The organism is Streptomyces sp. NPDC086519 (genome assembly GCF_040686075.1).
Lineage (GTDB): Bacteria > Actinomycetota > Actinomycetes > Streptomycetales > Streptomycetaceae > Streptomyces > Streptomyces shenzhenensis.
In genome coordinates, this window is sequence record NZ_JBFBJL010000001.1 from 317,962 (window position 1) to 343,739 (window position 25,778).

Sequence of the window (25,778 nt, forward strand, 5' to 3'; positions counted from 1 at the left end):
CGGCCCCGCGCCCCTCGCGGGGCGCTTCGGAGCCGGGCGTTCCAGGGCGGGGAACGTCAGCGCTGGCGATCGTGGACTGCCTCGATGTGTTCGGCCACCGCCACCACGATCACCCGGGTGTCCGGGACCGTCGCGCGCCAGCGGTGGCGGACTCCGCCGGTGAGGTAGAGGGTGTCGCCGCGGCCGAGGCGGTAGGCGCGGCCCTCGGCCTCGATCTCCACGGCGCCGTCGGCGACATACATCAACTCGTCGTTGCGGTGCTGGAATTCGCGGCCGGCGTCGTGGTCGCCGGTGAACTCCGAGGCGTGCAGCTGGTGGTGACCGCGGACCAGGGAACGCACCTGGGGTGCGAAGTCCGGCTCGGTGGCGTCCTCGGCCCGTACGACGTCGACGCTGCACGCCGGGTCGGCGGCGGCGAGGAGTTCGACGGCCGTGGTGCGCAGGGCGTCGGCGAGCTTCTCCAGGGAGGTGCGGCTGGGGCGGGCCCTGTCGTTCTCGACCTGGCTCAGGAAGGGCACCGACAGGCCGCTGCGCTCGGCCACGACGGCGAGGGTGAGCTCCAGCGCGCGGCGGCGCCGCCGGACTGCCGCGCCCACCCGCACGGGCTGCTGGTCTTTGTGGTCGCCCATCGCTCCGGCTCCCTCCTTCGCTCGTCGTTCCGTCCTCCGGGTGCCCCGCCTCGGCCGGGTCCCTCCTGATGGGTTCTCTGCACCCTACGCATGTTCGGCAAACCGTTTCAGGCGGCCGTCACATCCCTGTCACGTCCGGTGAGTCCGACCCCCACAGTTCGCGCCAGTACGCCGGCCGGCCGCACTCGCCGGGCGCCGGCTCCTCCTTCGGGATGAACGCGCTGACCAGGAGGGCCGGCCGGCAGTCGGGGCCGGTGACCGGCCCGGCCGGGGGACGGGCGAAGGCGCCGCTGCCGCCGGGGGCGCGGGTGGTACCGGTCGGCCCGGCCGGAGGCGGGGTCGCGGGTGTACGCCGGCCGGCTCCCGCCGTCGTCTCGCGGGCGCCGCCCCCCGGTCGGCAGGAGGAGCACCCCCTGAGTTCAATGCGCGGGCGGCCGCCGATGTTCCCGGCGCCGCCCCGGGCGCGGAGTGCCTGGTCGAGGCGGTGCTCCGGGCGGGCCCGCCGGACGGTGGAGTACCCCAGGCCTGGCTCGGAGTTGGCGGCGGGTGGCGCGGTCGGCACGGCAGGGGCCGGTCGCTTTCCCGGGGTCGCCCTGGACCGCGGTGCCGTCGGGGGCGCGTTCGGCGCAGCGGGGGCAGGGCGCGGCTCGCGTCGAACGTGCGGTCGGCCGTTGCGGCCGACGGGGCGGAACGGCTCGGGCTGCGCCGTAGCGCCATGTGGTTGGCCGGATCCTTTTCGTAGGCGCGGCCCCGTCCGCAGGCGCCGCCGGCGGGCCGGGAGGGGCGGCCGGTGCCGGGGTGTCGGCCCGCGGCTCCCGGCACAGCGCCCGGTCGCCGTCAGTGCCGTACGGCATGATGCGGGGCGTGACCGCACGACTGATGCTTCTCGACACCGCCTCGCTGTACTTCCGCGCCTACTTCGGCGTCCCGGACTCCGTGAGGGCTCCGGACGGCACGCCGGTGAACGCCGTGCGCGGACTGCTGGACTTCATCGACCGGCTGGTCAGGGACCACCGTCCGGACCTGCTGGTGGCCTGCATGGACGCCGACTGGCGGCCGCGGTGGCGGGTCGACCTCATCCCCTCCTACAAGGCGCACCGGGTCGCCGAGGAGCACGAGAGCGGACCGGACGAGGAGGAGGTGCCGGACACTCTCTCCCCGCAGGTGCCGGTCATCGAGGAGGTCCTGGACGCGCTCGGCATCGCCCGGGTCGGCGTCGCCGGGTACGAGGCCGACGACGTGATCGGCACCTTCACCGCGCGCGCCGAGGGTCCGGTGGACATCGTCACCGGCGACCGCGACCTCTACCAGCTGGTGGACGACGCGCGCGGGGTGCGGGTGCTGTACCCGCTGAAGGGTGTCGGCACGCTGCAGACGACCGACGAGGCGTGGCTGCGCGAGAAGTACGGGGTCGACGGGCGCGGGTACGCGGACCTGGCGCTGCTGCGCGGCGACCCGAGCGACGGCCTGCCGGGGGTGCCGGGCATCGGGGAGAAGACGGCCGCCAAGCTTCTCGCCGAGTTCGGCGACCTGGCCGGGATCATGGCCGCGGTCGACGACCCGAAGGCGAAACTCACGCCGTCGCAGCGCAAGCGGCTGGACGAGGCCCGGCCGTACGTCGCCGTGGCCCCGCGGGTGGTCCGGGTCGCCGGTGACGTCCCGCTGCCGGGCGTCGACACCGCGCTGCCGAAGGCCCCCCGCGACCCGGCGGGGCTGAACGCGCTGGCCGCCCGCTGGGGCCTGGGCGGCTCGCTGACCCGCCTGCTGGCGACGCTGGAAGCCTGACCCGTCGAAGGAATGCTTCCGGCAAAACCCGCTCATCAAGTGTTCATGGAAGAGGTGTTAACTGGAAGGGAAGTGCTAACTTAGGCAAACCTAACCAATTGAGCAGGGAGGCCGGTCATGGCAGAACGCTCGGGACGTAAGCCGCGCAAGCCCCATTCCGCTCAGGTGGTGCGCACCGAACGGTTGAGCCCGCACATGCAGCGCGTGGTCCTCGGCGGTGACGGACTGGCCGGCTTCGCCGCGGACACCTGCACCGATCATTACGTGAAACTCCTCTTCGGACCGGAGGGCGTCACCTATCCGGAGCCTTTCGACCTGGAGCGGATCCGCGCCGAGTTCCCCCGCGAGCACTGGCCGGTGACCCGGACCTACACCGTGCGCTCCTGGGACCCCGAACACCGGGAGCTGACCCTGGACTTCGTGGTGCACGGCGACGAGGGCCTGGCCGGGCCGTGGGCCTGCCGGGTCCAGCCCGGCGAGACCGTGCGCTTCCTGGGTCCCGGCGGTGCCTACGCCCCCGACCCGAACGCCGACTGGCATCTGCTCGCCGGTGACGAGAGCGCGCTGCCCGCGATCGCCCGCGCCCTGGAGTCCCTGCCGGCCGAAGCGAAGGTGTTCGCCTTCGTCGAGGTCTCCGGCCCCAAGGAGGAGCAGAAGATCGACTCCGACGTCGAGGTCGTCTGGCTGCACCGCGGCTCCCGGCCGGTCGGCGAAGCCCTGGTCGCGGCCGTACGGGCGCTGGAGTTCCCGGAGGGCCGGGTGCACGCCTTCGTGCACGGCGAGGCGAGCTTCGTGAAGGAGTTGCGGGCGCTGCTGCGCGTGGAGAACGGGATCCCGCGCGAGGCCCTGTCGATCTCCGGTTACTGGCGGCTCGGCCACAACGAGGACGGCTGGCAGGCCTCCAAGCGCGAGTGGAACGCCCGGATCGAGGCGGAGCAGGAGAGCGACGCGGCCGCGGCCTGAGACATGCGGCCCGGCCGCACCCGAGGGTGCCGCCGGGCCCGCGCCGGCCGGTCTAGACAGAGCGCTGGTACGACCTGAAGGTCCTGATCGACAGCCACACGGCCGCGACCGCCAGCGCCAGCAGCGCTCCGCCGCGGCCGAGCACCGCCCCCCAGTCGGGATCCGCCGACATCGCCGAACGGCCCGCCACCATCGCCCAGTTGAGCGGGTTGCAGTCGGCTATGTGCCGCATCCAGCCGGGCATCTGGGACGGCGCCATGAAGGCGCTGGACAGGAAGGTCAGCGGGAGCAGCAGGAAGGTGTTGATCCCGATGATCGACTCGCGCTCCCGGACCAGCATGCCGAGCGCGTTGGACAGCGCGCCGAAGATCGTGCCGAGCAGTACGGCTGCCACCACCAGGACGGCCGTGCCGCCGATCCCGCCCGGGTAGTCGGCGCCGCCCAGCAGGCCGAGCAGCACGATGATCAGTGACTGGCCCGCGGTGACCAGGCCGTTGTTCACCACATTGCCGTTCATCAGCGCGGCCCGGCTGACCGGGGTGGTCAGGAAGCGGTTGAGGGTGCCGCGCTGGATCTCCTCCAACGTGCCCATGCCCGCCCACATGTTGGAGCTGAGGGCGCTCATCACCACCACGCCCGGCACCAGGTAGTCGAGGTAGGAGGTGGTCCCGAAGCCGCCCAGCTCGACGACCTTCTTGAAGAGGTTGCCGAACAGGAACAGCCAGAACACCGGCTGGATCAGGGTGATGATCGCGTAGGCGGGCTGGCGGGCGAACACCAGCAGCTGGCGCTGGGTCATGTACCAGGTCTGGGATACGGCGTTGCTCATCGCGCACCTCCGGCCAGGGCGAGGGTGCCGGAGCCGTCGGCGGCGTCGGCCTCGGCGTAACGGCGGCCGGCGTAGCGCAGATAGACGTCGTCGAGGGAGGGCCGGGCGACGGTCGCCGACACCACGGTCACCCCGGCCCGCTCAAGGGCGGCGAGCAGCGCGGGCATCGCGGCGGCCCCGTCGTCGGCGCGGGCGCTGACCCGGCGCCCGTCGAACAGCACCTCGTGCACGCCCGGCAGCCCGGTCAGGGCGCCGGTGAGCAGGGTGCGGCCGGCTTCCCCGGGCGCCTCGCGGAGCTCCACGTGGACGGCGTCGCCACGCAGTTCGCCCTTGAGGGAGTCGGGGGTGCCCTCGACCACGACCCGGCCGCGGTCGACGATCGCGATCCGCTCGGCGAGCCGGTCGGCCTCCTCCAGGTAGTGGGTGGTGAGCAGGATGGTCAGGCCCTCCTCCCCGGCCAGCCGGCCGATCTCCTCCCACATCGCGGTGCGGGCCTCCGGATCCAGGCCGGTGGTGGGCTCGTCCAGGAAGAGCACCTCGGGGCGGTGGACCAGCCCGAGGGCCACGTCGAGCCGGCGCCGCATCCCGCCGGAGTACCCCTTGACCTGGCGGCCGGCCGCCTCGGTGAGGGTGAAGCGGTCCAGCAACTCGTCGACGCGGCGGTCGAGAGGGGCGCCGCGCAGGCCGTAGAGCCTGCCCTGGAGCCGGAGGTTCTCGCGGCCGGTGGCGACGGGATCGGCGCCGGAGTTCTGGGCGACCACGCCGATCGCGCGGCGCACCCGGTCGGGGTGGCGCAGCACGTCGTGGCCGGCCACGGTGGCGGTGCCCGAGTCGGGGCGGGCCAGAGTGGTGAGGATCTTGACGGTGGTGGACTTGCCGGCGCCGTTGGGCCCGAGGAGCCCGAAGACGGTGCCGGGTTCGACGGTGACGTCCATGCCGTTGAGCGCGGTGACGTCACCGGGATAGGTCTTGATCAGCTGGCGCGCCTGCACTGCGGGCGCACGGGTGTTCATGACAGGGCTCTCCTGAGTGAGCGGATGACAGATGACAGGGGATGACAGCTGATCCGCTTGAGGAGCACCGGGCTATCCTGGGTGTGCCGCACCTCGATCGCCCGGATCTGCCTCACGGCGGGTTCAGCTCGGGGTTCGAGACCCTGGCGGAGCTGCTGCAACAGCTCTGCCGGGGTCTGTTTCTCTCTCGGCTTCCTCTACTGCTGGTCCACCTCCGTGAACTCCGGGGGCAGTTCGCCGGTCTCGTGGAACCGGCGCCAGCCCTCGACGCCCGGCAGCGAACCGTCCCGCATCTCCCGCACGAAGCCGCGGACCCATTCGGTCTGCGCCTCCAGCATGTGCAGGTGGTACTCGACCTCGACGACGAACAGCCGGGGCAGCGTCTCGTGCAGCTTCTCCAGCACGGCCCTGCCCCCGGCGACCTCCACCTCCAGGGAGCTCAGCCGCTCCTCCAGCAGGCGCTCGACCTCGTCCGGCGGCAGAGCACCCATCAGCGAGAGCGCCGTCTCGAAGATCGGGTACTCCTTCGCCGGGACGGCCATCAGGTCGGACAGCCAGTGGATCATCTCCTCGCGCCCGGCGTCGGTGATGCCGTAGACCGTGCGCTCCGGGCGGTTGCCCCGCCGCTCCACGTCGGCCACCTCGACGAAGCCGTGCTTCTCCAGGTTCTGCATGACCGTGTAGAGCGAGCCGTAGTTGATCCGGGTGCTGGTGTCCTTGCCCTGTCGGCGCAGGGTCTGGGCGATCTCGTACGGATGCATCGGCTTCTGCCAGAGGGTCGTCAGCACGACGAGCGCCAGGGGATTGCTGAGCTTGCGCCGCTTCGCCGCCACGCCGACCACCTCGCCTCCGAATATCCGTGGCCGAACATATCGCGAGTCGACCGAAGACGTCAATACACACGATGTATCGCGTCTGGGGCGGGTCCGCAAGGGAGTGAGGACTTGGGCCCGCCCCGGACACGCCGGCGTGACGCGTCCGAAACAGCGCGTCCCTAATTTCTGTCGCCCGACAGGAAATCCGCGATTCCCGTCCCAGACAGGAAGTCCGCCTGACAGGCAGGTGCCGCCGTGACGACACTCGACGACCGCTCCCTGGAGGAGTTCGGCTACCGCCAGGAGCTGCACCGCAGCCTCGGCCGGTACGCCTCGTTCGCCGCCGGGTTCTCTTTCATCTCCGTACTGACGACCGTCTTCCAGTTCTTCGCCTTCGGGTACGCCTTCGGCGGCCCGGTCTTCTTCTGGGCCTGGCCGGCCGTGCTGATCGGCCAGTTGCTGGTGGCCGCGTGCTTCGCCGAACTGGCCGGGCGCTATCCGATCTCCGGCGCCATCTACCAGTGGTCCTCCCGCCTGTCCAACCCGTCCTTCGGCTGGTTCGCCGGCTGGATCATGGTGATCGGGCAGATCGTGGTGGTCGCGGCGGCCGCGCTCGCGCTCCAGATGGTGCTGCCCGCCCTCTGGTCCGGCTTCCAGCTCATCGGCACGGATCCCTCGCCGGCTTCGGCCGACGGGGCTGCCAACGCCGCTGTGCTGGGCGTCGTACTGCTGGTGCTGACCACCCTCGCCAACATCGTGGACAACCGCGTGATGTCCGTGATCAACCGGGTCGGGGTGACCGCCGAGATCATCGGCGCGGTCCTGATCATCGTGCTCCTGCTCACCCACTCCAAGCGCTCCCCCGGCATCACGTTCCACACCGGTACGGCCGCCGAGGGCGGCCTGCTGGGCGCGCTGCTGGTCGGCTCGTTCACGGCGGCGTACGTGATGATCGGCTTCGACAGCGCGGGGGAGATGAGCGAGGAGACGCACCACCCGCGGCGTACGGCGCCGCGCACGATCCTCACGGCGCTGACCGCCGCGGGCCTGCTCGGCGGCCTGGTCATCCTGGGCGGCCTGCTGGCCGCGCCCAGCCTGACCGACGGGCACCTGGGGGTCGACGGGCTCAGCTACGTGCTGACCAGCAGCCTCGGGGACGGGGTGGGTCGGGTGTTGCTGGCCGACGTGGTGGTGGCGATCGCGGTGGCGACGCTGGCGATCCAGACGGCGGCGTCCCGGATGCTGTTCTCCATGGCGCGGGACGGGCAGCTGCCGTTCGCCGACCGGCTGGCGCGGGTGAATCCGCGGACCGGGATGCCGGCGGCGCCGGCCGTGGTGGTGGGGGTGCTGGCCGGTGCGCTGCTGCTGCTCGACTTCGGGTCACCGGACGCGTTCCTGGCGATCGGGACCACCTGCATCGTGATGCTGTATCTCGCCTACGCGATGGTGACCGGACCGTTGCTGGTGCGGCGGCTGCGGGGTGAGTTCCGGGTCGAGGGGACGGACGAGACCGGGGCTCCGCTGTTCTCGCTGGGGCGGTGGGGGGTGCCGGTGAACGCGGTCGCGCTGCTGTACGGGCTGGTGATGACCGTGAATCTGGCGTGGCCTCGGGGAGCGGTGTACGACCCTGCGGGGGGTCACTGGTACTTCCGTTGGTTCACCGTGCTGTTCCTGGTCGGGACCGTGGTGGCGGGCGGCGCTTGGCGGCTCACCCGGACGGAGTCGCACAGTGCGGTTGCCGTGCCGGAGCCCGTGGCGTAGCCGGTCGGGTGCGGGTGCGCGGGGCTGGTCGCGCCCACGCGGCGGAGCCGCATGCCGATACGGCCCCGCGCCTCCGAGGGGGCGTTCCCCGTAGCCTTGGCTGCAAATGAGACGCAAGACCGCGGCCCCGCCCTCTCCCCTCCCCCAGCGCCAGGGGGTCGACCCCGTCCGGGTGCGGTTGCCCTTCTGCGACGGCTGGGCCACCGTCGGCGAATACCTCGTCGCACGGCTCTCCGGAGCAGGTCCCGGTGTCGTCGCGGAGATGCTGGGCTCAGGGCTCGTCGTGGGCGCCGACGGAAACCCCGTCGCCGCCCACACGCCCTACTCCCCCGGCCGCTACCTCTGGTTCCACCGCGACCTGCCCCCCGAGGTCCCCGTCCCCTTCCCCCTCGACGTCGTCCACCGCGACGACCACCTCGTCGTCGTCGACAAACCGCACTTCCTCGCCACCACCCCCCGGGGCAGTCATGTCACCGAGACCGTCCTCGCCCGGCTGCGGCGGGAGCTCGGGATTCCCGGGCTCGGGGCCGCGCACCGGCTGGACCGGCTCACGGCCGGGCTCGTGCTGCTGGTCGTGCGGCCCGAGGAGCGCGGGACCTACCAGACGCTGTTCAGCGAGCGGCGGGTGCGCAAGGAGTACGAGGCGATCGCGCCGTACGATCCCTCGCTCGCCGTTCCCCGGACCGTGCGCAGTCGCATCCTCAAGGAGCGCGGGGTGCCCGCGGCCCGGGAGATCGACGGGGAACCCAACGCGGAGACCCTCGTCGAGCTGGTCGAACGCCGGGCAGACCTGGGCCGCTACCGGCTCACCCCGCACACCGGACAGACCCATCAGCTGCGCGTCCACATGAGCGCCTTGGGTGTGCCGATCCTCGGCGATCCGCTGTATCCGGTCGTGACCGGCCCCGTGCCGGACGGTGACTTCCGTCGTCCGCTGCAACTGCTGGCGCGGAGGCTGGAGTTCACCGACCCGGTCACGGGGGTGGAGCACCGGCTGCGCAGCGGGCGGACGCTGCGGGCCTGGGAGTCGTACGAGGACTGGGCAGCGCCCTGAAGGGGCCCGGGGCTGTAGGAAGCTGTGCGGCTGCCGCCGCGTGGGCGCGACCGGCCACGAGGCTGCCGCAGCCGGCCGCCGGCCCATCGCGGCGCTTCCCGCGGAGCGCTCAGCGGCCCAGCCACCAGCGGCGCAGCCTGGGCCAGATACCGCGTGGCCCGACCGGTTCGGAGGCGGTCACGGCCACGGGCGCCGCCGGCCGGGGCACGGGGGCCGGCTCCGGTGCTGCCGGGCGGGTCGTGCCGACCTGCCAGTCGGTGCGCTGCGGGGGGACGAGGGCCGGGCTCGGCATCAGGGTGACGTCCTGCTTCGGCTTGGGGTCGAAGCGCACCGGCAGGTCCACCAGGTGCCGGGAGGCGATCGAGGCACGCCAGCGCAGCTCCTCCTCGTCACAGTCGAGCTGGATGTCGGAGAGCCGGGTCAGCAGCTGGTCGACCCCGACGTCGGCGATGGCGCGGCCGATGTCCTGGCCGGGGCATTCGTGCGGGCCGCCGCCGAAGGCGAGGTGGGAGCGGTTGCCCTGCATGTTGGCGCTCAGGTCGGGGCGGACGCGGGGGTCGACGTTGCCCGGCGCGGGCGCGTAGAGGAGTCCGTCGCCCTTGCGGATGCGCTGGCCGCCGAGTTCCGTGTCCTGCTTGGCGAAGTAGGCGAAGACGGTGCTGAACGGCGGCTCGTCCCACAGCGACTGCTCGATCGCCTCGGGCACGGTCATCTGGCCGCCGTTGAGCTGGGCGCGGAAGCCGGGCTCGGTGAGGACCATGCGCAGTGCGTTGGCGAGGAGGTTGGCGGTGGTCTCGTAGGCGGCGATGAGGACGACCCGCAGGTGCTGGGCGACCTCGTCGTCGTTGAGCCCGGCCGGGTGGTTGATGAGGTGACTGGCGAAGTCGTCCTCGGAGCGGGCCCGGCGCCGGGCGGTGAGCCGCGTCAGGCAGCCCATGACGTACTGGTTGCTGGCGATCGCGGTCTCGGTGCCCTTGAGCATGTCCCGGGCGGCCTCCACGATCCGGTCGTTGTACTCCTCGGGCATGCCGAGGAGTTCGCACATGACCGCCATCGGCAGGTGCTCGGAGTACTGGGAGACCAGTTCGGCGCGGCCCTTCTCGCAGAACTCGTTGACCAGCAGCTGGGTGTAGCGGCCGATGAGGCGGCGGATGCTGCGGTGGTCGATGGTGGTCATGGCGCCCATGACGGCCGCGCGCAGCCGCATGTGCTCCTCGCCCTCGGCGTGCGAGCAGATGGGCTGCCAGGCGATGTGCGGCATGAGGGGGTGGTCCGGCTTGACCATGCCCTCGCGCAGCGGGGTCCAGATCCTGCTGTCCCGGGTGAAGACGGCGGGGGTGCGGACCATCTGGAGGTTCTCGGTGAGCCCGAGGACCACCCAGATCGGTACGTCGTCGTGGAGCAGGACGGGCGCCACGGGGCCGTGTTCCTCGCGCAGCTTCTCGTACAGCTCGCCCAGGTGGTCCGCGTCGGCGCCGTAGAGCCGCTGGAGTCCGCCGGGGCCGCGGTCGTGCGCCGGACAGCCGGGGGGCGGGACCGGGACCGGATTCGAGGCCGGGTCCGTGCTGGTACCGGCCGGGAAGGGGGATTCAGGCGTCACAGTGATCGCTCCGAGGAGATCCGAAAGAGTTCGAGAGAACCCGGAAGAGGTGTCAGGTGAGGGCGCCGGACATGGCGAGCGAGTGCAGGAAGCGCATCAGGGTCATCAGGACGTCCCGGCTGGAGGCCCGGCGGCGGGCGTCACACTCCACGATGGGGACGTCGGGGGGCAGGTCCAGCGCGGTGCGCAGTTCCTCGATGGGGTAACGGGGCGCGTCCGGGAAGGAGTTGACGGCGACGACGAAGGGCACGCCGCGTTCTTCCAGGCGTCCCATGACGTCGAAGCTGACCTCAAGGCGCCGGGTGTCGATGAGGACGACCGCGCCGAGGGCGCCCTCGAACAGGCCGTTCCACAGGAACCAGAAGCGTTCCTGGCCGGGGGTGCCGAAGAGGTAGAGGACCAGTTGGTCGGTGATGCTGATGCGGCCGAAGTCCATGGCCACGGTGGTGGCGGTCTTGGAGTCGGAACCGTAGTTGTCGTCGACGCCGATGCCCGCCTGGGTCATGGTCTCCTCGGTGGTCAGCGGTCTGATCTCGCTGACGGAACCGACCATGGTGGTCTTGCCGACCCCGAAGCCGCCCACGATCACGATCTTCACCGCGGCCTGGGCGGTGTGCGGCAGATGGTCCTCGCTGCGGGGGCCGGGAATCGTGTCAGAGCTTTTGAAGTCCATGCATCACCGCTTCGAGAAGTGAACGGTCGGGGAGCGCCTGGCGGACGATCGGGGCGCGTGCCTGGACCAGTTCGGCCGTGATCAGCTCGGTGATCAGCGCCGTCATCGCGCTGAACGGCAGGTTGAGGTAGGCCGAGAGTTCGGCCACGGACAGGGGGGCCGGACAGAGCCGGAGCAGCGCCGCCTGCTCGGGGGTGACGGACGGCGGCGGGGCGGCGCGCGCCACGATCAGGGTGACCAGGTCGAGTTCGGCCCGGGCGCCGTCGGCACCGCTGATGACGTAGAGCCGTTCGGGGTTCTTGTTGTCGCCGTCCTCGCCGCCGCTCTCGGGGGCCGGCGGCGTGGACGGGAGCGGGGGCGGACCGTCCGGCCTGGGCCGGCGCCGTTTGCGCTGCGGAGGAGTCATACGGTCTGCCCGTTCCGCCGGGGCGGACTGGTGAGGTGGGCGCCGATGCGGACGACGAGGTCGCGCATCATCTCGCTCATCCGGCCCGGTTCGCAGGTGACGTCGGCCAGCACGGCCAGGTAGGCGTTGGCGCCGGCGGACATGAGGTAGAAGTAGCCTCTGTCGATCTCGATCAGGACGAGGTTCATGTCGCCGTTGCTGATGGGGAGTTCCTGGGCGACGGCACCGGCCAGGCTCTGCACGCCCGCGCAGGCGGCGGCGAGCCGGTCGGCGGCGTCGGGGTCGCCGCCGTGCCGGGCGATGCGCAGGCCGTCGGCGGAGAGCACGACGATCATCTCGACGCCCGGTACTCCGTCGGCGAGTTGCTTGAGCATCCAGTCGAAGTTGCCTCGCTGCTGGATCACTTGAGGTCCCCCTCGTCGTCGGCTTCGGTGCCGGCCGGATCGTTGATCAGATGCAGGTACTTGGTGGGGTTCCGGGTGAAGTCGGTGGGGTGGACACCCGGGTTGTTCTTCTTGAGCCCCTCCCAGAAGGCATCGACCCAGAGGCCGGGTTCGCGGCGCTCCGGCTCCGGCTTCTCGGGCTCGGGTTCCTTGTGCTGCGACCAGATGGTCGGGTTGCCCTCGCGTTCGGCGCGCTCGATCGCGGCCTGCTCGGCGATCCGCTGGCTGAGCGGAGTCTTCATCCGGCTGCGCCGCTGCGGCAGCCCGCCCGCCGTCCATTCGGTGACCTCGGGGACGTCGTCCTCCATGGAGATCCCGGCGGGGATGCGGGGGCTGGTGGGGCGGCGCCGCTTGGGCGGGCGCTTGGGGCCTTCGAGGGCGCCGAGTTCGGGCTGGGGGATGCCGGTGGCGCCGATGCCGTGGGCGATGCCGGGGGCGGGGTCGGTGGTCATCATGTCGCTGGGCACGATGAGGACGGCCCGGACGCCGCCGTACGCGGAGGCGCGCAGCGAGACGTCCATGTTGTACGTCTTGCACAGGCGGCCCACGACCGAGAGGCCGAGGCGCGGGTTCTCGCCGAGGACCTGGATGTCCTTGCCCTGCTTGGCCTTCTCCAGCAGGCCCTCCAGACGGTCGCGGGCCTCCTCGTTGAGGGTGACGCCGGCGTCCTCGATCTCGATGCAGACGCCGGACTGCACCTCGACGGCGGTGACGTGCACCTTGGTGGAGGGCGGCGAGTAGCGGGTGGCGTTGTCGAGGAGTTCGGCGGCCGCGTGGATGACCGGCTCGACGGAGGTGCCCTTGATGTTGACCTGGCAGATGGAGTGCAGCTCGATGCGCCGGTACTCCAGGATCCGGGACATGGCGCCGCGCAGCACGCTGTAGAGGGCGACGGGGTTGGGCCACTGGCGGCCGGGGCGGCCGCCGCCGAGCACGGAGACCGAGTCGGCGAGGCGTCCGATCAGCGCGGTGCCGTGGTCGATGCGCAGCAGGTCGTCGAAGACCTCGGGGTTGCGGCCGTGGTCCTCCTCCATCTCCCGCAGTTCGTGGGCCTGCTGGTGGACGATGGCCTGGACGCGCCGGGCGACGCTGACGAACGAGCGCTCCAGGGAGTCGCGCTGGAGGTCTTCCTCGTCGACGATGTCGAGCATGATGCGGATCAGCCGGCGCTGCGACTCGGGGGCGTGGCGCATCCGCGGGTCGACGTCGAAGAGCTGGCGGACCACCTCCTTGGGCGACTCGCCGGCCTTCAGCCGGTAGAGCGCGGTCGGGAAGACCTCCCGGCCGAGGCGGTCGATCTCCGCCTCGCTCACGGTGAGGCACTGTTCCAGATACGCACGGTGACGGTCGTGCTCGGCCTGGGCGTCCCGGAGCCTGCGGCCGCGGCGCACCGCTTCCGCCGCCGTCGCGAGCACCAGCAGCATGCCGACGGACCCGCACGCGCCGACGGCGAGCCGGGCGGACCCCGCCACCAGGACGACGGCGGCGGCGGTCGCCGCGGCCATCAGTGCGGCGGGCAGCAACAGCACGCGCGCCAGGGGGAGTTCACGGCCATTGGGAGGCGATTGCACACTCACCATGTATGCCTTCTGAGACGAATCGGCTGGGTGTCGGGGAAGTTCGCATGGGGAAGGTTCATGGAGCAGTCTGGATCTTCCGTACGATTGGGAACAGGCGCACGAATTCACCTCAACTCGGTGCGCCGCGGGCGAGCTTAGTCCGACCGGATCAACGCCATGTCATATTCGGCGAGCACCTGAAAACGCCCACAGGACCGGAGTAGCCTCAGTCGTTTTGCACGCAGGGCATTCATTCGAACGCAGCCTGTCATGGCGTACAGGTGTGCGGGGTCACTCGCCGTGATGGGTGAAAGGAGCCTCCGGAGCGAGACCCCCGCCGGCCCGGACGGGGCCCCTCAGACCCCGACGATCCGCAGCGCCGCCTCGGCCGTGGCGCGGGCGAACTCGTCGGCGGGGCGCTCCGGTTCGGACCGGTGGACCAGGATGACGCCCTCGATCAGCCCGAAGACGAGATCGGTCCGCAGCTCCAGCTCCCTCTTGGCCAGCGCCCCGCCGGCCACCGTGGCGGCGATCAACTGCCGGTAGGCGTCCTTGAGTTCGGCGCGCACGGCGCGGAAGCCCGCGAACCGGTCGGTATGCACCTCGGGCAGCAGGTAGAGCGCGCCCAGGTTGTGCGGTCCGGCGCACAACAGCTCCACGTCGGCCCGGCACAGGATCCTCAGCCGCTCCTCGGCCGGGGTCAGGTCGTCCGCGAGCAGCTCCCGCGCACAGGCCAGGGACGGCGTGACGGTGGACTCCAGCAGCTCGGCGAGGAGTTCCTCCTTGCCGGAGACGTAGTGGTACATCGACGCCTGCCGCATGCCCGCCCGCTCGGCGACGGCCCGGGTGGTGGTGGCCGCGTAACCGCGGGTGGTGAACAACTCGGCCGCCGCGGCGAGCAGTTCGGCCCGCGGCTCAAGACCGCTGTCCGGTCGCTGCGCGGCCCGCGGCCGACCGACCCGGCGGCCACTGCTCGTCCCCATGCGTTCGATCCTCGCACACGACGCCGTACGGCGGTCACGCCGACGCCCCGGCCGACGGGCCACCGCCCCCGGTGAGCCCTCGGTAACCGGGCCGGAACGCCACGGCAACGCCACCGACCCCACCCGACCCTAATTTCTGTCGAGCGACAGAAATAACCCTCTCAGCTGAAGGAGCCGGAGGTCAGCGATGGCGACAGCGACCACGTACGGGGCCCGGGCGCACGCCCGCGCCCAGGAGGGCACCCGCGCCGAGGCCATGCCCGTGGTACCGGCCGCCGACTGGCCGGACCCGCCCTGCGAGGCCGGCCACCTGGTGTGGGCCGAGACGGTGGCCGGCGGCAACTACACGCACCGCGTCCTCGCGCGCGGCACCGAGCTGCGCCTGACCGACCTGAACGGCGACGCCTGCGCCCACCTCCTGCTGTACGCCGCCGACCGCCCCTGGGAGCGGCTGAACGTCGCCGACACGGTCAAGGTCCAGTGGAACGCCTACCTCGGCGAGGGCGTGCTGCTCCTCTCCGACCAGGGCCGCGTGCTGGCCTCCGTGGTGGCCGACTCCTCCGGACGCCACGACGCCCTCTGCGGCACCTCCACCCTCCTGCGCAACACCGAGCGGTACGGCGACGGCGCCCCGCAGTCGCCCTCCCCCGCCGGCCGCGAGCTGTTCAAGCTGGCCGCGGCCAAGAACGGCCTGGAACCGCGCGACCTGCCGCCGTCCCTGTCGTTCTTCCAGGGCGTGGAGGTGCGCGACGACGGCACGCTGGACTTCACCGGCTCGGCCGGCCCCGGCGGCAGCGTCACGCTCCGCGCCGAGCAGGACGTGACCGTCCTCATCGCGAACGTCCCGCACCCGGCCGACTCGCGCCCCGACTACGTCAGCACCCCGCTGGAGGTCCTGGCCTGGCGCGCCGCGCCCACGCCGCCCGGCGCCCCGCTCTGGGACGCCACCCCCGAGGGCCGCCGCGCCTTCCTCAACACCGCCGAATTCCTCGCCGCGAGGGGGCTCGCATGAGCACGCAGACCGTTGTCCCGGCCCGCGCCGCCTGGTCCGCCGTGATCCGCGCGGGCGAGTCCCTCACCATCACCGACCTGCACGGCAACCAGGCCGTCGACTTCCTCGTCTACGACGCCCACGACACGTCGGTCCGCTACAGCGCGCCCGACACCATCCACGCCCAGGGCTCCATCTTCCTGACCACCGGCAGCGTGCTGCTCTCCAACGAGCACACGCCGCTGATGACGGTGACCGCCGACGAGGTCGGCCGCCACGACACGGTCGGCGGCGCCTGCTCCAAGGAGTCCAACACCCTGCGCTACGGCCACCACACCTGGTCCCAGCACGCCTGTGTGGACAACTTCCTCGCGGAGGGCGCCCGGCACGGCCTCGGCAAGCGCGACCTGGTCTCCAACATCAACTGGTACATGAACGTGCCCGTCGAGAAGGACGGCACCCTCGGCATCGTCGACGGCCTCTCGGCCCCGGGCCGGAAGCTGACCCTGCGCGCCGAACGCGACGTCCTCGTCCTGGTCTCCAACTGCCCCCAGATCAACAACCCCTGCAACGGCTTCGACCCCACGGCCGTGGAGATGACGATCACCGGAGCCGCGGGATGACCTCCTTCGAGAAGCTGCTGGTCGCCAACCGTGGCGAGATCGCCGTCCGCGTCATCCGCACCGCCCGCGCCCTCGGCCTGCGCACGGTCGCCGTCTACTCCGACCCCGACCGCTCGGCACCGCACGTACGCCTCGCCGACGAGGCGGTCCGGCTCGGCCCGGCCCCGGCGAAGGAGTCGTACCTCGACGCCGACCTGGTCCTGAAGGCCGCCAAGGACACCGGCGCGGGCGCCATCCACCCCGGCTACGGCTTCCTGTCCGAGGACGCCGCCTTCGCCCGCCGGTGCGAGGAAGCCGGCATCGTCTTCGTCGGCCCGACCCCGGAGCAACTCGAACTGTTCGGTGCGAAGCACACCGCGCGGGCGGCCGCGGAGGCCGCCGGGGTGCCCCTGGCACCGGGCACCGGGCTGCTGACCGACCTGGCCGAAGCCCTCCGCGAAGCGGACGCGATCGGCTATCCCGTGATGCTCAAGGCGACCGGCGGTGGCGGCGGTATCGGTATGTCGGCCTGTCGATCGGCCGATGAACTGACCGACGCCTGGGAGCGGGTGCAGCGGGTCGCCGCCGCCTCCTTCTCCTTGGCCGGCGTCTTCCTGGAACGCCTCGTCGAACACGCCCGCCATGTCGAGGTCCAGGTCTTCGGCGACGGCCACGGCCGGGTCGTCACCTTCGGCGACCGGGACTGCTCCCTCCAGCGCCGCAACCAGAAGGTGGTCGAGGAGGCCCCGGCCCCCGGCCTGCCCCCGCGGGTCCGCGCCCAACTCGCCACCGCCGCCCGCGACCTGTGCGCCTCGGTCGGCTACCGCTCGGCCGGCACGGTCGAGTTCGTGTACGACGCGGCCCGCGAGGAGGCCTACTTCCTGGAGGTCAACACCCGCCTCCAGGTGGAACATCCGGTCACCGAGGAGATCTACGGCGTCGACCTGGTCGCCTGGATGCTGCGCCTCGCGGGCGGCGAGACCGACGTGGTCCGCGACCCGGGCGAACCGCGCGGCCACGCCGTCGAGGCCCGCGTCTACGCCGAGGACCCCTCCCGCGAACACCGGCCCAGCGCGGGGCTGTTGACCCGGGTGGAGTTCCCCGTGGGGGTGCGCGTCGACAGCTGGGTGGAGACCGGCACCGAGGTGACCACGTCGTACGACCCGATGCTCGCGAAGGTGATCGCGTACGGCCCCGACCGCGCCGAGGCGCTGCGCCGGCTGGACGAGGCGCTGACCGCCGCCCGCGTCGACGGCATCGAGACGAACCTCGGCCTGGTGCGCGCGGCGCTCGCCGACCCCGCGTTCCGCGCCGCCGCCCACTCCACGGCGACCCTCGCCGAGGTCACCGACCCCACCCCCCGGATCGAGGTCGTCGCGGGCGGCACGCTCACCACGGTCCAGGACTGGCCGGGCCGCACCGGCTACTGGCAGGTCGGCGTCCCCCCGAGCGGTCCGATGGACGACCGCTCCTTCCGCCTCGGCAACCTCGCCCTCGGCAACCCGGAGGGCGCGCCCGGCCTCGAGTGCACCCTGCGGGGCCCGTCCCTGCGCTTCACCCACCCCACCACCGTCTGCGTGACCGGCGCCCCGGCCCCGGTGACGGTCGACGACGCGCCGGTCGCGCAATGGGAGCCGGTGACCGTCCCGGCTGGGGCGCTGCTGCGGATCGGTGCCCCCACCGAGCACGGCCTGCGCACCTACGTCCTCGTCGCCGGCGGCGGCCTGGACGTCCCCGCCTTCCTCGGCAGCGCGAGCACCTTCACCCTGGGCCGGTTCGGCGGCCACGGCGGCCGGGCGCTGCGCACGGGTGACGTCCTGCACGGCGGGGCCGTGACCGACGGCGAGCCCGTCGCCGACCGTCCGCGCTTCACCGCCGACTGGCACCTCGCGGCCGTCGAAGGCCCGCACGCGGCCCCGGAGTTCTTCACCGAGGACGACATCCGGGACTTCTACGCGGCCCGGTGGAAGGTGCACTTCAACTCGGCGCGCACCGGCGTCCGGCTGGTCGGCCCCAAGCCGCGCTGGGCGCGCACCGACGGCGGTGAGGCGGGTCTGCACCCCTCCAACATCCACGACACCCCGTACTCGGTCGGCGCGGTCGACTACACCGGTGACATGCCGGTCCTGCTCGGTCCGGACGGTCCCTCCCTGGGCGGGTTCGTGTGCCCGGCGACGGTCCTGAGCGGCGAACGCTGGAAGCTCGGCCAGCTCCGCCCCGGCGACACGGTCCGCTTCACCCCGGTCGACGTGACGGGCGCGCCCCGCCCCGAGATCCTCGACGGCGGTGTCCTCGCCCGGGACGGCGACGTGACCTACCGGCGCAGCGGCGACGACAACCTGCTGGTCGAGTTCGGCCCCATGCAACTCGACCTGGCCCTGCGGATGCGCGTCCACGCGCTGATGGAGGCGGTGACGGCGGCGGACCTGACCGGCGTCACGGACCTGACTCCGGGCATCCGTTCGCTTCAGATCCAGACCGACCCGAGCGTCCTCGCCCAGGCCGGACTCCTGAGCGCGGTAAGGGAGATCGTCGTGGGACTGCCGCCCAGCGACGAACTGGTGGTGCCCTCCCGCACGGTCCATCTCCCGCTCTCCTGGGACGACCCGGCGACCCGCGAGGCGATCGCCCGCTACATGGCGGGGGTGCGCGACGACGCCCCCTGGTGCCCGTGGAACATCGAGTTCATCCGCCGGATCAACGGCCTGGACTCGGTCGAGGACGTCTACCGCACGGTCTTCGACGCGGAGTACCTGGTCCTCGGCCTCGGCGACGTGTACCTGGGCGCCCCGGTCGCCACCCCGCTCGACCCGCGCCACCGCCTGGTCACGACGAAGTACAACCCGGCCCGCACCTGGACCGCCGAGAACTCCGTCGGCATCGGCGGCGCCTACCTGTGCGTCTACGGCATGGAGGGCCCGGGCGGCTACCAGTTCGTGGGCCGTACGACCCAGGTCTGGTCGGGCTGGCAGCAGCGCGGCGCGTTCGAGCCGGGCAGGCCGTGGCTGCTGCGCTTCTTCGACCGGATCAGGTGGTACCCGGTGGACGCGGACGAACTCCTCGAACTGCGCGCCGACATCGTCTCCGGCCGGTTCGTGCCGCGCATCGAGGAGGGGACCTTCTCCCTCGCGGCCTACCAGGAGTTCCTCGCCACGCATGCCGGCTCGATCGGGGAGTTCAGGGCACGCCAGCAGAAGGCCTTCGCCGCGGAGCGGGACGCCTGGGAAGCGGCGGGCGAGTTCGCGCGGGCCGAGGCGGCCACGGCGCCCGCCGCCCAGCCCGCCGAGGTGGCGGTGCCGCCGGGCGGCCGTCTGATAGAGGCCGAGTTCGCGGCCTCCGTATGGCAGCTGAACGTGGCGCCGGGGGACGCGGTGACCACCGGGCAGCCGCTGCTCGCCCTGGAGGCGATGAAGATGGAGTCCAGGGTGCACGCGCCGATGACCGGTGTCGTCACGGAGATCCTGGCACGGCCCGGCGACCAGGTGGAGGCGGGCACGGCCCTGCTCGTCCTGGCACCGGCCCGGAACTGACCCCGAGGAGCAAGACCATGTCCAGCACCGTCTCCCGTGTCCGTGCCGCCTACGCACGCATCGAGGCCGTCGACCGGCCCGAGATCTGGATCGGCCTGCGCCCGCAGGAGGAAACCGAGGCGGAGGCCCGCGCGATCGACGAGCGGGTGGCCCGCGGTGAGCACCTCCCGCTCGCCGGCCGGCTGTTCGCCGCCAAGGGCAACATCGACGTGCACGGGCTGCCCACGACGGCCGGCTGCCCGGCGTACGCGTACGAACCGCGGGCCGACGCCCCCGTGGTGGCCCGCCTGCGCGCGGCCGGCGCGCTCGTCCTCGGCACCACCAACCTCGACCAGTTCGCGACCGGCCTGGTGGGGACCCGTTCCCCCTACGGCGCGGTACGCAACGCGATCGACCCGGCCAGGATCAGCGGCGGCTCCAGTTCCGGCTCGGCCGTCGCCGTGGCCCTGGGGATCGTCGACTTCGCCCTCGGCACGGACACGGCGGGCTCGGGCCGGATCCCGGCGGCCTTCAACGGCATCGTCGGCCTGAAGCCGACCCGGGGCCTGGTGCCGACGGCCGGCGTCGTCCCGGCGTGCGCGTCGATCGACTGCGTGACGGTGTTCGCCCGCACGGTCCCCGAGGCGGAGCAGGCACTGTCCCATGTCACATACCCCCCGGACCGCCCCCTCCCGCCGCTCCCCCAACGCGCTCCGGGCCCTTGGCGGATCGCCGTACCCCCGCGCGAGCAGCTCGGCGAGATGGACGAAGGCTGGGCGGAGGCCTACGAGGAGGCGGTGGGCCGTCTGGTCGCCGCGGGCGCCTCGATCCAGCCGCTCGCCCTCACCCCCTTCACCGAGGCGGCGGCGATGCTCTACGAGGGCGCGTTCGTGGCCGAGCGCTACACGGCGGTCGGGGACTTCGTCGACAAGCTGCTCATGTCCGGCGGCGCGGGTCTGGACCCCACGGTCACCGGAATCATCACCCGGGCCCGTGACATCCCGGCCCACCGGCTCTTCGCGGACCAGGACCGGCTGGCGGACCTGCGCAGCCGCGCCCTGGCCGCACTGGGAGACGCGGACGCCCTGCTGCTGCCCACGGCCCCCGGCCACCCCACCCTGGCCGAGGTGGCGGCGGACCCCCTGGGCGCCAACGCCCGCCTGGGCCGCTTCACCAACTCCACGAACCTCTTCGACCTGGCGGCGGTGGCGGTCCCGGCGGCCGAGGTGAACGGCCTGCCGTTCGGCGTGATGCTGATCGGCCCGGCGTTCACGGACGACCGACTGGCCGGCATCGCCCGCGCCCTGGAACCGAGGGTGCGCCTGGCGGTGGTCGGCGCCCACCTGACCGGCCAGCCGCTCAATCCCCAACTCCTGGCGCTGGGGGCGGTACGGGAACGCACGACGACGACGGCCCCCGCGTACCGCCTCTACGCCCTGCCGACCACTGTGCCCAAGCCCGGCCTGGTGCACGTGGGCGCGGGCGGCGCGGCGATCGAGACGGAGATCTGGAGCCTGCCGGCCGAGGGCCTGGGCCGCCTGCTGGCCGCGCTCCCCCGTCCCATGGCCCTGGGCAGCGTGGAACTGGCCGACGGCACCGCCGTCCCCGGCTTCCTGTGCGAGCCCGGCGCGCTGGCGGACGCCGAGGACATCACCCACCACGGCGGCTGGCGAGCCTTCCTGGCGTCGCGCTGACGACCTCGCCGCGCCCGGAAACCAGTGGAGCGGCGCCGCCGGGCGCCGCTGCCGTGCGGCCCGCCCCGGTCGTCTGATCAGGGACGTGCCGTTGTACATCGTGTGAGACCTACCAAGCGCTGACCGGTCGCGCGCCGCACCTGTGCGCCGCGCCCCTTCTTACCGCTGAGCCCGCACGGCCTTACCGCTGATCCCGCACGGCGAACGGGGCCTGCCCGGCGGGATCCGCCGGGCAGGCGCCACGCGCTCACGGCCGTCAGCCCACCGACGAGTAGGCCACGACTCCTCGCAGCACCAGGTCGACCGCCTTGCGCGCGGCCTTGGCCACCGTCGACCCCTCCACCGGGGCCGCGGCCGAGATCTGCCCCAGCACGTCGATGACCTGCTTGCACCACCGGACGAAGTCCCCGGCGGGCATCTCCGCCTCCCGCAGCACCTCGTCCAGCCCCGTTCCCGAGGCCCACATGTACACGGCCCAGGCGAACCCGAGATCCGGTTCCCGCTGCCCGACGCCCTCGGTCTGACTGATCCGGAACTCCTCCTCAAGGGCGTCCAGCCGACCCCAGATCCGCACCATCTCGCCGAGCGCGGCCTTGGCCTTCCCGGAGGGCAGCTTGGGGGCCATCGCGTCGTCACCGACCCGGGCCTCGTACACCAGCGCCGAGACGCAGGCGGCGAGTTCGGCGGGGCCGAGGCCCTCCCAGACACCCGCCCGCAGGCATTCGCTGGCGAGCAGGTCGAGTTCGCCGTACAGCCGGGCCAGCCGCTTGCCGTGTTCGGTGACCTCGTCCCCGCGCAGGTAGTCCAGCTCGGTCAGCAGCGCCACGATCCGGTCGAAGGTCCGGGCGATGGTGTTGGTCCGCCCCTCGATCCGCCGCTCCAGCTGTGAGGTGTCCCGGATCAGCCGGTGGTAGCGCTCGGCCCAACGGGCGTGGTCCTCGCGGTCGTTGCACCCGTGGCAGGGGTGTGCGCGGATCGCGGTCCGCAGTCGCGCGATCTCGCGGTCGTCGGCCGCCTGCGACCGCTTCTTGCGGGCCCGCTCCGGGGGGATGTGCCCGGCCTTGGTGCGCAGCGCGGAGGCGAGGTCCCGACGGGACTGCGGGGAGCGGGGGTTGAAGGACTTGGGGATCCGCATCCGCTCCAGCGCCTCGACGGGCACCGGGAAGTCGATGGCGGCCAGCCGCTTGACCTGCCGCTCGGCGGTCAGCACCAACGGCCTGGGCCCGTCGTGCTGTTCGAAGCCGCGGTGACCGTTGGACCGGCCGGCGGGCAACCCCGGGTCCAGCACCAGGGCGAGCCCGGCGTACTTGCCGGTCGGCACATGGATGACGTCGCCGGGCCTGAGCTTCTCCAGCGCGACCGCCGCCTCGGCCCGCCGCTGGGCCGCGCCCTGCCGGGACAGTTCGGTCTCCCGGTCCTTCAGCTCGCGCCGCAGGCGCGCGTACTCCTCGAAGTCGCCGAGGTGGCAGGTCATGGACTCCTTGTAGCCGGCGAGCCCCTCCTCGTTGCGCTGCACCTGACGGGAGATGCCGACGACCGACTTGTCGGCCTGGAACTGCGCGAACGACGTCTCCAGCAGCTCCCGCGAGCGATGCCGCCCGAACTGCTCGACCAGGTTGACCGCCATGTTGTACGACGGCTTGAAGCTGGACCGCAGCGGATACGTGCGGGTGCCGGCGAGCCCGGCGAGGTGCTCGGGGCTCATGCCGCGCTGCCACAGCACCACCGCGTGGCCCTCGACATCGATGCCGCGCCGGCCCGCACGGCCCGTCAGCTGGGTGTACTCGCCCGGGGTGATGTCGGCGTGCTGCTCGCCGTTCCACTTGACGAGCTTCTCCAGCACCACGGAGCGGGCGGGCATGTTGATGCCGAGCGCGAGGGTCTCGGTGGCGAACACGGCCTTGACCAGGCCGCGGACGAACAGCTCCTCGACGACCTCCTTGAAGGTCGGCAGCATGCCGGCGTGGTGGGCGGCGATGCCGCGCTCCAGGCCCTCCAGCCACTCGTAGTAGCCGAGGACGTGCAGGTCCTCCGGCGGGATGGAGGAGGTGCGCTCCTCGACCAGGGCGCGCACTCTGTCCCGCGCCTCCTCGTCGTTGAGCCTGAGTCCCGCGTGCAGGCACTGCTGGACGGCGGCTTCGCAGGCGGCGCGGCTGAAGATGAAGGTGATGGCCGGCAGCAGGCCCTCGTTGTCGAGCCGTTCGATGACCTCGGGGCGGCCCGGTGTCCACACCCGGGAACGCTGCCGGCGCTCCCGCTCCCGGTCCGCCTCGCGCATGGCACGGCCGCGTCTGCGGTCCTGGTACGAGGGCCGGGTGGCCTCCATCCGGGCCAGCCGGACGAGGTCGGGGTTGACGGCCTTCTTGTGGCCCTCGCCCTCCTCGAACAGGTCGTACATCCGGCGTCCGGCGAGCACGTGCTGGAACAGCGGGACGGGCCGGTGTTCGGAGACGATGACGTCGGTGTCGCCGCGGACGGTGTCCAGCCAGTCGCCGAACTCCTCCGCGTTGGAGACGGTCGCCGACAGGGAGACCAGGGTCACGGACTCCGGGAGGTGGATGATCACCTCTTCCCAGACGGCGCCGCGGAAGCGGTCGGAGAGGTAGTGCACCTCGTCCATGACCACGTAGCCGAGGCCGATGAGGGTCTGGGAGCCCGCGTACAGCATGTTCCGCAGGACCTCGGTGGTCATGACGACCACGGCGGCGTCCGGGTTGATGCTGTTGTCGCCGGTGAGCAGGCCGACCATGCCGTCGCCGTAGCGGCGGCAGAGGTCGGTGTACTTCTGGTTCGACAGTGCCTTGATGGGTGTCGTGTAGAAGCACTTCCTGCCCTGCATGAGGGCGAGGTGGACGGCGAACTCGCCCACGATCGTCTTGCCGGAGCCGGTGGGGGCGGCCACCAGTACGCCCTTTCCGGCTTCGAGCGCCCGGCAGGCCTCGATCTGGAAGGGGTCGAGGCCGAAGTCGTACATCTCGCGGAAAGACGCGAGCGCGGTGGCCTGCTCGGCGGCCCGCCTGCGGGCCGCCGCATACCGCTCGGCCGGTGAGAGGTCCTCTGTCATCGTGCTTTCGAGCGTACCGGTCCCCACTGACAACAGGACGATCATTATCCGGAACATGGGACGACGGACGACGAAGAGGTGCCCGCGTCGTGGGACGCGGGCACCTCTCGGTGGTTGTGGGAGCCCTGTCAGGTCACGTCGTCGTAGCCGTTGACCCGGTCCGGGGCCTCGGGCAGCGCGCGGCTGGCGGAGACGGTCTCGATCTCGCCGACGTCCTCGGGGGTGAGGTCGAGGTGGGAGGCCTCGTCGTCGTCGAGGCCGTCGTCGTCGCGGCGGCGCCTGCGCCGGTCGTTGAGGAGGGAGAACATGACCGCGCCGAAGTACAGCACCCAGATCGGTCCGGCGAGCGCCAGCATGGAGAGCGGGTCGGTGCTCGGGGTGGCCACGGCGGCGAAGACCGTGATGCCGAGGATCATCCCCCGCCACCAGCCGAGCATCCGCTTGCCGGAGATGATGCCGGTGAGATTGAGCATCACCAGGAGCAGCGGCAGCTCGAAGGAGAGGCCGAAGACGACCACCATGCGCGTGACCAGCTGGAGCAGGTCGTCGAGCGGCAGCAGGTTGCTCACCCCGTGCGGGGTGAAGCCGATGAGCACCTTCGCGGTGGTCGGCAGCACCTTGTACGCGAAGAACGCGCCGGCGAAGAAGAGCGGAACGCCGGTGCCGACGAACGCGTAGGCGTACTTCTTCTCGTGCCGGTGCAGACCGGGGGCGACGAACGCCCACAGCTGGTACAGCCAGACCGGCGAGGCGAACACCACACCGGCCATCAGGGAGACCTGGAGGGCGAGCGTGAAGGGCGCGAGCAGACCGTTGATGGTGATCTGGGCGCACTGCTCGTCACCGCTCGTCTTGTTCATCTCCGAGAAGGTGTGGGCGCAACCGACCGAGTTGAGGATCGGCTTGGTGAGGAAGTCGATGATGTTGTTGTAGAAGAAGGCGGCGATCACCGTGATGACGATGATGGCCAGCATGGCCTTCGCGAGTCGGTTGCGGAGCTCACGAAGGTGATCCGCGAGAGGCATCCGCCCCTCGGGATCCTTCTCCTGTTTGCGGGCAGACTTTGGCAACCCACGTCCTCATCTCGTGCGGCGGGCCGGGGGCTACCGGCCCTGCGTCAGCGCTGGGTGGTGTCCGACGGCTCGTTGACCGGGCGCGAGCTGGTCACGTCGCCGGGGGCCGCCTGGATGGTGCGCTGGGCCTGGGACTGCTCGCCGGAGGCGGGCGCCTGGGCGGAGGTGGTGGTGTTGCCGTCTTCCTTCATCGCCTTGGCCTCGCTCTTGAGGATGCGCGCGGACTTGCCGAGCGAGCGGGCCATGTCCGGAAGCTTCTTCGCGCCGAACAGCAGGATGACGACCACAAGGATGAGAATGATCTCGGGGGCTCCGAGCCTTCCGAACATAAG

22 protein-coding genes are annotated in these 25,778 nt (G+C 71.9%); 8 read left to right on the forward strand and 14 right to left on the reverse strand.

From position 1 onward, the window contains the following. Positions 1-56: 56 nt before the first annotated feature. Together AB0P24_RS01485 and AB0P24_RS01490 are read right to left on the reverse strand one after the other, a co-directional pair. Entirely contained in the window at positions 57-629 is a 573-nt protein-coding gene (locus AB0P24_RS01485) for a helix-turn-helix domain-containing protein (RefSeq protein WP_234531467.1), read from the reverse strand. Positions 630-747: 118 nt separating this feature from the next. Continuing rightward, a complete protein-coding gene (locus tag AB0P24_RS01490) occupies positions 748-1,191 on the reverse strand; it encodes a hypothetical protein (protein ID WP_365789848.1) in 444 nt (147 codons plus the stop codon). A gap of 293 nt (positions 1,192-1,484) precedes the next feature. On the opposite strand from AB0P24_RS01490, the gene AB0P24_RS01495 reads away from it, so the two are divergent. Both AB0P24_RS01495 and AB0P24_RS01500 read left to right on the forward strand, forming a co-directional pair. Beyond that, a complete protein-coding gene (locus AB0P24_RS01495; protein WP_365790167.1) occupies positions 1,485-2,414 on the forward strand; it encodes a 5'-3' exonuclease in 930 nt (309 codons plus the stop codon). A gap of 117 nt (positions 2,415-2,531) precedes the next feature. Then, entirely contained in the window at positions 2,532-3,377 is an 846-nt protein-coding gene (locus AB0P24_RS01500; protein WP_365789850.1) for a siderophore-interacting protein, read from the forward strand. 52 nt (positions 3,378-3,429) lie between these two features. On the opposite strand, the gene AB0P24_RS01505 is transcribed toward AB0P24_RS01500, so the two are convergent. The 3 genes from AB0P24_RS01505 to AB0P24_RS01515 form a co-directional block, all read right to left on the reverse strand. Continuing rightward, on the reverse strand, positions 3,430-4,206 hold the full coding sequence (locus AB0P24_RS01505) for an ABC transporter permease (protein WP_365789852.1): 777 nt from the start codon (positions 4,204-4,206) through the stop codon (positions 3,430-3,432). Continuing rightward, complete coding sequence (locus AB0P24_RS01510; RefSeq protein ID WP_365789854.1) at positions 4,203-5,219, reverse strand: ATP-binding cassette domain-containing protein; 1,017 nt, start codon at positions 5,217-5,219, stop codon at positions 4,203-4,205. The genes AB0P24_RS01505 and AB0P24_RS01510 overlap by 4 nt, the downstream gene beginning before the upstream one ends. A 197-nt stretch (positions 5,220-5,416) precedes the next feature. Then, entirely contained in the window at positions 5,417-6,052 is a 636-nt protein-coding gene (locus AB0P24_RS01515) for a PadR family transcriptional regulator (RefSeq protein ID WP_365789855.1), read from the reverse strand. Between the two features lie 237 nt (positions 6,053-6,289). On the opposite strand from AB0P24_RS01515, the gene AB0P24_RS01520 reads away from it, so the two are divergent. Together AB0P24_RS01520 and AB0P24_RS01525 are read left to right on the forward strand one after the other, a co-directional pair. Beyond that, a complete protein-coding gene (locus tag AB0P24_RS01520) occupies positions 6,290-7,795 on the forward strand; it encodes an amino acid permease (RefSeq protein WP_365789857.1) in 1,506 nt (501 codons plus the stop codon). A 106-nt stretch (positions 7,796-7,901) separates the two neighbouring features. After that, complete coding sequence (locus tag AB0P24_RS01525; protein WP_365789859.1) at positions 7,902-8,849, forward strand: RluA family pseudouridine synthase; 948 nt, start codon at positions 7,902-7,904, stop codon at positions 8,847-8,849. A 109-nt stretch (positions 8,850-8,958) separates the two neighbouring features. Here AB0P24_RS01525 and AB0P24_RS01530 read toward each other — a convergent pair whose 3' ends face one another. From AB0P24_RS01530 to AB0P24_RS01555, 6 genes are all read right to left on the reverse strand, one after another. Next, complete coding sequence (locus tag AB0P24_RS01530; protein ID WP_365789862.1) at positions 8,959-10,449, reverse strand: cytochrome P450; 1,491 nt, start codon at positions 10,447-10,449, stop codon at positions 8,959-8,961. Positions 10,450-10,501: 52 nt separating this feature from the next. Next, entirely contained in the window at positions 10,502-11,122 is a 621-nt protein-coding gene (locus AB0P24_RS01535) for an ATP/GTP-binding protein (protein ID WP_365789864.1), read from the reverse strand. Further along, positions 11,103-11,528 carry a DUF742 domain-containing protein gene (locus AB0P24_RS01540; protein WP_365789866.1) on the reverse strand — a complete coding sequence of 142 codons (426 nt, stop codon included), beginning with the start codon at positions 11,526-11,528 and terminating at the stop codon, positions 11,103-11,105. Before AB0P24_RS01540 ends, AB0P24_RS01535 begins: the two co-directional genes overlap by 20 nt. Then, positions 11,525-11,932: a roadblock/LC7 domain-containing protein gene (locus tag AB0P24_RS01545; protein ID WP_046726726.1), complete on the reverse strand. Its 408-nt coding sequence runs from the start codon at positions 11,930-11,932 to the stop codon at positions 11,525-11,527. Before AB0P24_RS01545 ends, AB0P24_RS01540 begins: the two co-directional genes overlap by 4 nt. Continuing rightward, positions 11,929-13,551, reverse strand: a complete 1,623-nt coding sequence (locus AB0P24_RS01550) for an ATP-binding protein (protein ID WP_365789868.1) — start codon at positions 13,549-13,551, stop codon at positions 11,929-11,931. The genes AB0P24_RS01545 and AB0P24_RS01550 overlap by 4 nt, the downstream gene beginning before the upstream one ends. Positions 13,552-13,886: 335 nt before the next feature. Next, on the reverse strand, positions 13,887-14,513 hold the full coding sequence (locus tag AB0P24_RS01555; RefSeq protein ID WP_365789870.1) for a TetR/AcrR family transcriptional regulator: 627 nt from the start codon (positions 14,511-14,513) through the stop codon (positions 13,887-13,889). 187 nt (positions 14,514-14,700) lie between these two features. Here AB0P24_RS01555 and AB0P24_RS01560 point away from each other — a divergent pair, with 187 nt between their 5' ends. The 4 genes from AB0P24_RS01560 to atzF are packed head-to-tail and all read left to right on the forward strand — an operon-like array spanning position 14,701 to position 21,309. Further along, complete coding sequence (locus AB0P24_RS01560) at positions 14,701-15,525, forward strand: urea amidolyase associated protein UAAP1 (protein WP_365789872.1); 825 nt, start codon at positions 14,701-14,703, stop codon at positions 15,523-15,525. Next, complete coding sequence (locus AB0P24_RS01565) at positions 15,522-16,127, forward strand: urea amidolyase associated protein UAAP2 (protein WP_365789874.1); 606 nt, start codon at positions 15,522-15,524, stop codon at positions 16,125-16,127. The genes AB0P24_RS01560 and AB0P24_RS01565 overlap by 4 nt, the downstream gene beginning before the upstream one ends. After that, positions 16,124-19,636, forward strand: coding sequence for a 5-oxoprolinase/urea amidolyase family protein (locus AB0P24_RS01570; RefSeq protein WP_365789876.1), 3,513 nt, complete (start codon positions 16,124-16,126; stop codon positions 19,634-19,636). The genes AB0P24_RS01565 and AB0P24_RS01570 overlap by 4 nt, the downstream gene beginning before the upstream one ends. Before the next feature lie 17 nt (positions 19,637-19,653). Continuing rightward, complete coding sequence (gene atzF, locus AB0P24_RS01575) at positions 19,654-21,309, forward strand: allophanate hydrolase (protein ID WP_365789878.1); 1,656 nt, start codon at positions 19,654-19,656, stop codon at positions 21,307-21,309. 256 nt (positions 21,310-21,565) lie between these two features. On the opposite strand, the gene AB0P24_RS01580 is transcribed toward atzF, so the two are convergent. The 3 genes from AB0P24_RS01580 to tatA all read right to left on the reverse strand — a co-directional run bounded on the left by AB0P24_RS01580 (position 21,566) and on the right by tatA (position 25,775). Then, entirely contained in the window at positions 21,566-24,418 is a 2,853-nt protein-coding gene (locus tag AB0P24_RS01580) for a DEAD/DEAH box helicase (protein ID WP_365789880.1), read from the reverse strand. Between the two features lie 83 nt (positions 24,419-24,501). Continuing rightward, a complete protein-coding gene (gene tatC / locus AB0P24_RS01585; RefSeq protein WP_365789882.1) occupies positions 24,502-25,443 on the reverse strand; it encodes a twin-arginine translocase subunit TatC in 942 nt (313 codons plus the stop codon). 47 nt (positions 25,444-25,490) lie between these two features. Continuing rightward, positions 25,491-25,775 carry a Sec-independent protein translocase subunit TatA gene (tatA, locus tag AB0P24_RS01590; RefSeq protein ID WP_089103088.1) on the reverse strand — a complete coding sequence of 95 codons (285 nt, stop codon included), beginning with the start codon at positions 25,773-25,775 and terminating at the stop codon, positions 25,491-25,493. Positions 25,776-25,778 lie beyond the last annotated feature (3 nt).

Bases quoted from the DNA above. Each gene is read 5' to 3' on its own strand.
- AB0P24_RS01510 (WP_365789854.1), bottom strand. From the start codon at position 5,219: ATGAACACCCGTGCGCCCGCAGTGCAGGCGCGCCAGCTGATCAAGACC.
- atzF (WP_365789878.1), top strand. From the start codon at position 19,654: ATGTCCAGCACCGTCTCCCGTGTCCGTGCCGCCTACGCACGCATCGAG.
- AB0P24_RS01580 (WP_365789880.1), bottom strand. From the start codon at position 24,418: ATGATCGTCCTGTTGTCAGTGGGGACCGGTACGCTCGAAAGCACGATG.
- AB0P24_RS01550 (WP_365789868.1), bottom strand. From the start codon at position 13,551: ATGGTGAGTGTGCAATCGCCTCCCAATGGCCGTGAACTCCCCCTGGCG.
- AB0P24_RS01505 (WP_365789852.1), bottom strand. From the start codon at position 4,206: ATGAGCAACGCCGTATCCCAGACCTGGTACATGACCCAGCGCCAGCTG.
- AB0P24_RS01485 (WP_234531467.1), bottom strand. From the start codon at position 629: ATGGGCGACCACAAAGACCAGCAGCCCGTGCGGGTGGGCGCGGCAGTC.
- AB0P24_RS01535 (WP_365789864.1), bottom strand. From the start codon at position 11,122: ATGGACTTCAAAAGCTCTGACACGATTCCCGGCCCCCGCAGCGAGGAC.
- tatA (WP_089103088.1), bottom strand. From the start codon at position 25,775: ATGTTCGGAAGGCTCGGAGCCCCCGAGATCATTCTCATCCTTGTGGTC.
- AB0P24_RS01570 (WP_365789876.1), top strand. From the start codon at position 16,124: ATGACCTCCTTCGAGAAGCTGCTGGTCGCCAACCGTGGCGAGATCGCC.
- AB0P24_RS01540 (WP_365789866.1), bottom strand. From the start codon at position 11,528: ATGACTCCTCCGCAGCGCAAACGGCGCCGGCCCAGGCCGGACGGTCCG.
- AB0P24_RS01500 (WP_365789850.1), top strand. From the start codon at position 2,532: ATGGCAGAACGCTCGGGACGTAAGCCGCGCAAGCCCCATTCCGCTCAG.
- AB0P24_RS01495 (WP_365790167.1), top strand. From the start codon at position 1,485: ATGCGGGGCGTGACCGCACGACTGATGCTTCTCGACACCGCCTCGCTG.
- AB0P24_RS01565 (WP_365789874.1), top strand. From the start codon at position 15,522: ATGAGCACGCAGACCGTTGTCCCGGCCCGCGCCGCCTGGTCCGCCGTG.
- AB0P24_RS01560 (WP_365789872.1), top strand. From the start codon at position 14,701: ATGGCGACAGCGACCACGTACGGGGCCCGGGCGCACGCCCGCGCCCAG.
- AB0P24_RS01555 (WP_365789870.1), bottom strand. From the start codon at position 14,513: ATGGGGACGAGCAGTGGCCGCCGGGTCGGTCGGCCGCGGGCCGCGCAG.
- AB0P24_RS01525 (WP_365789859.1), top strand. From the start codon at position 7,902: ATGAGACGCAAGACCGCGGCCCCGCCCTCTCCCCTCCCCCAGCGCCAG.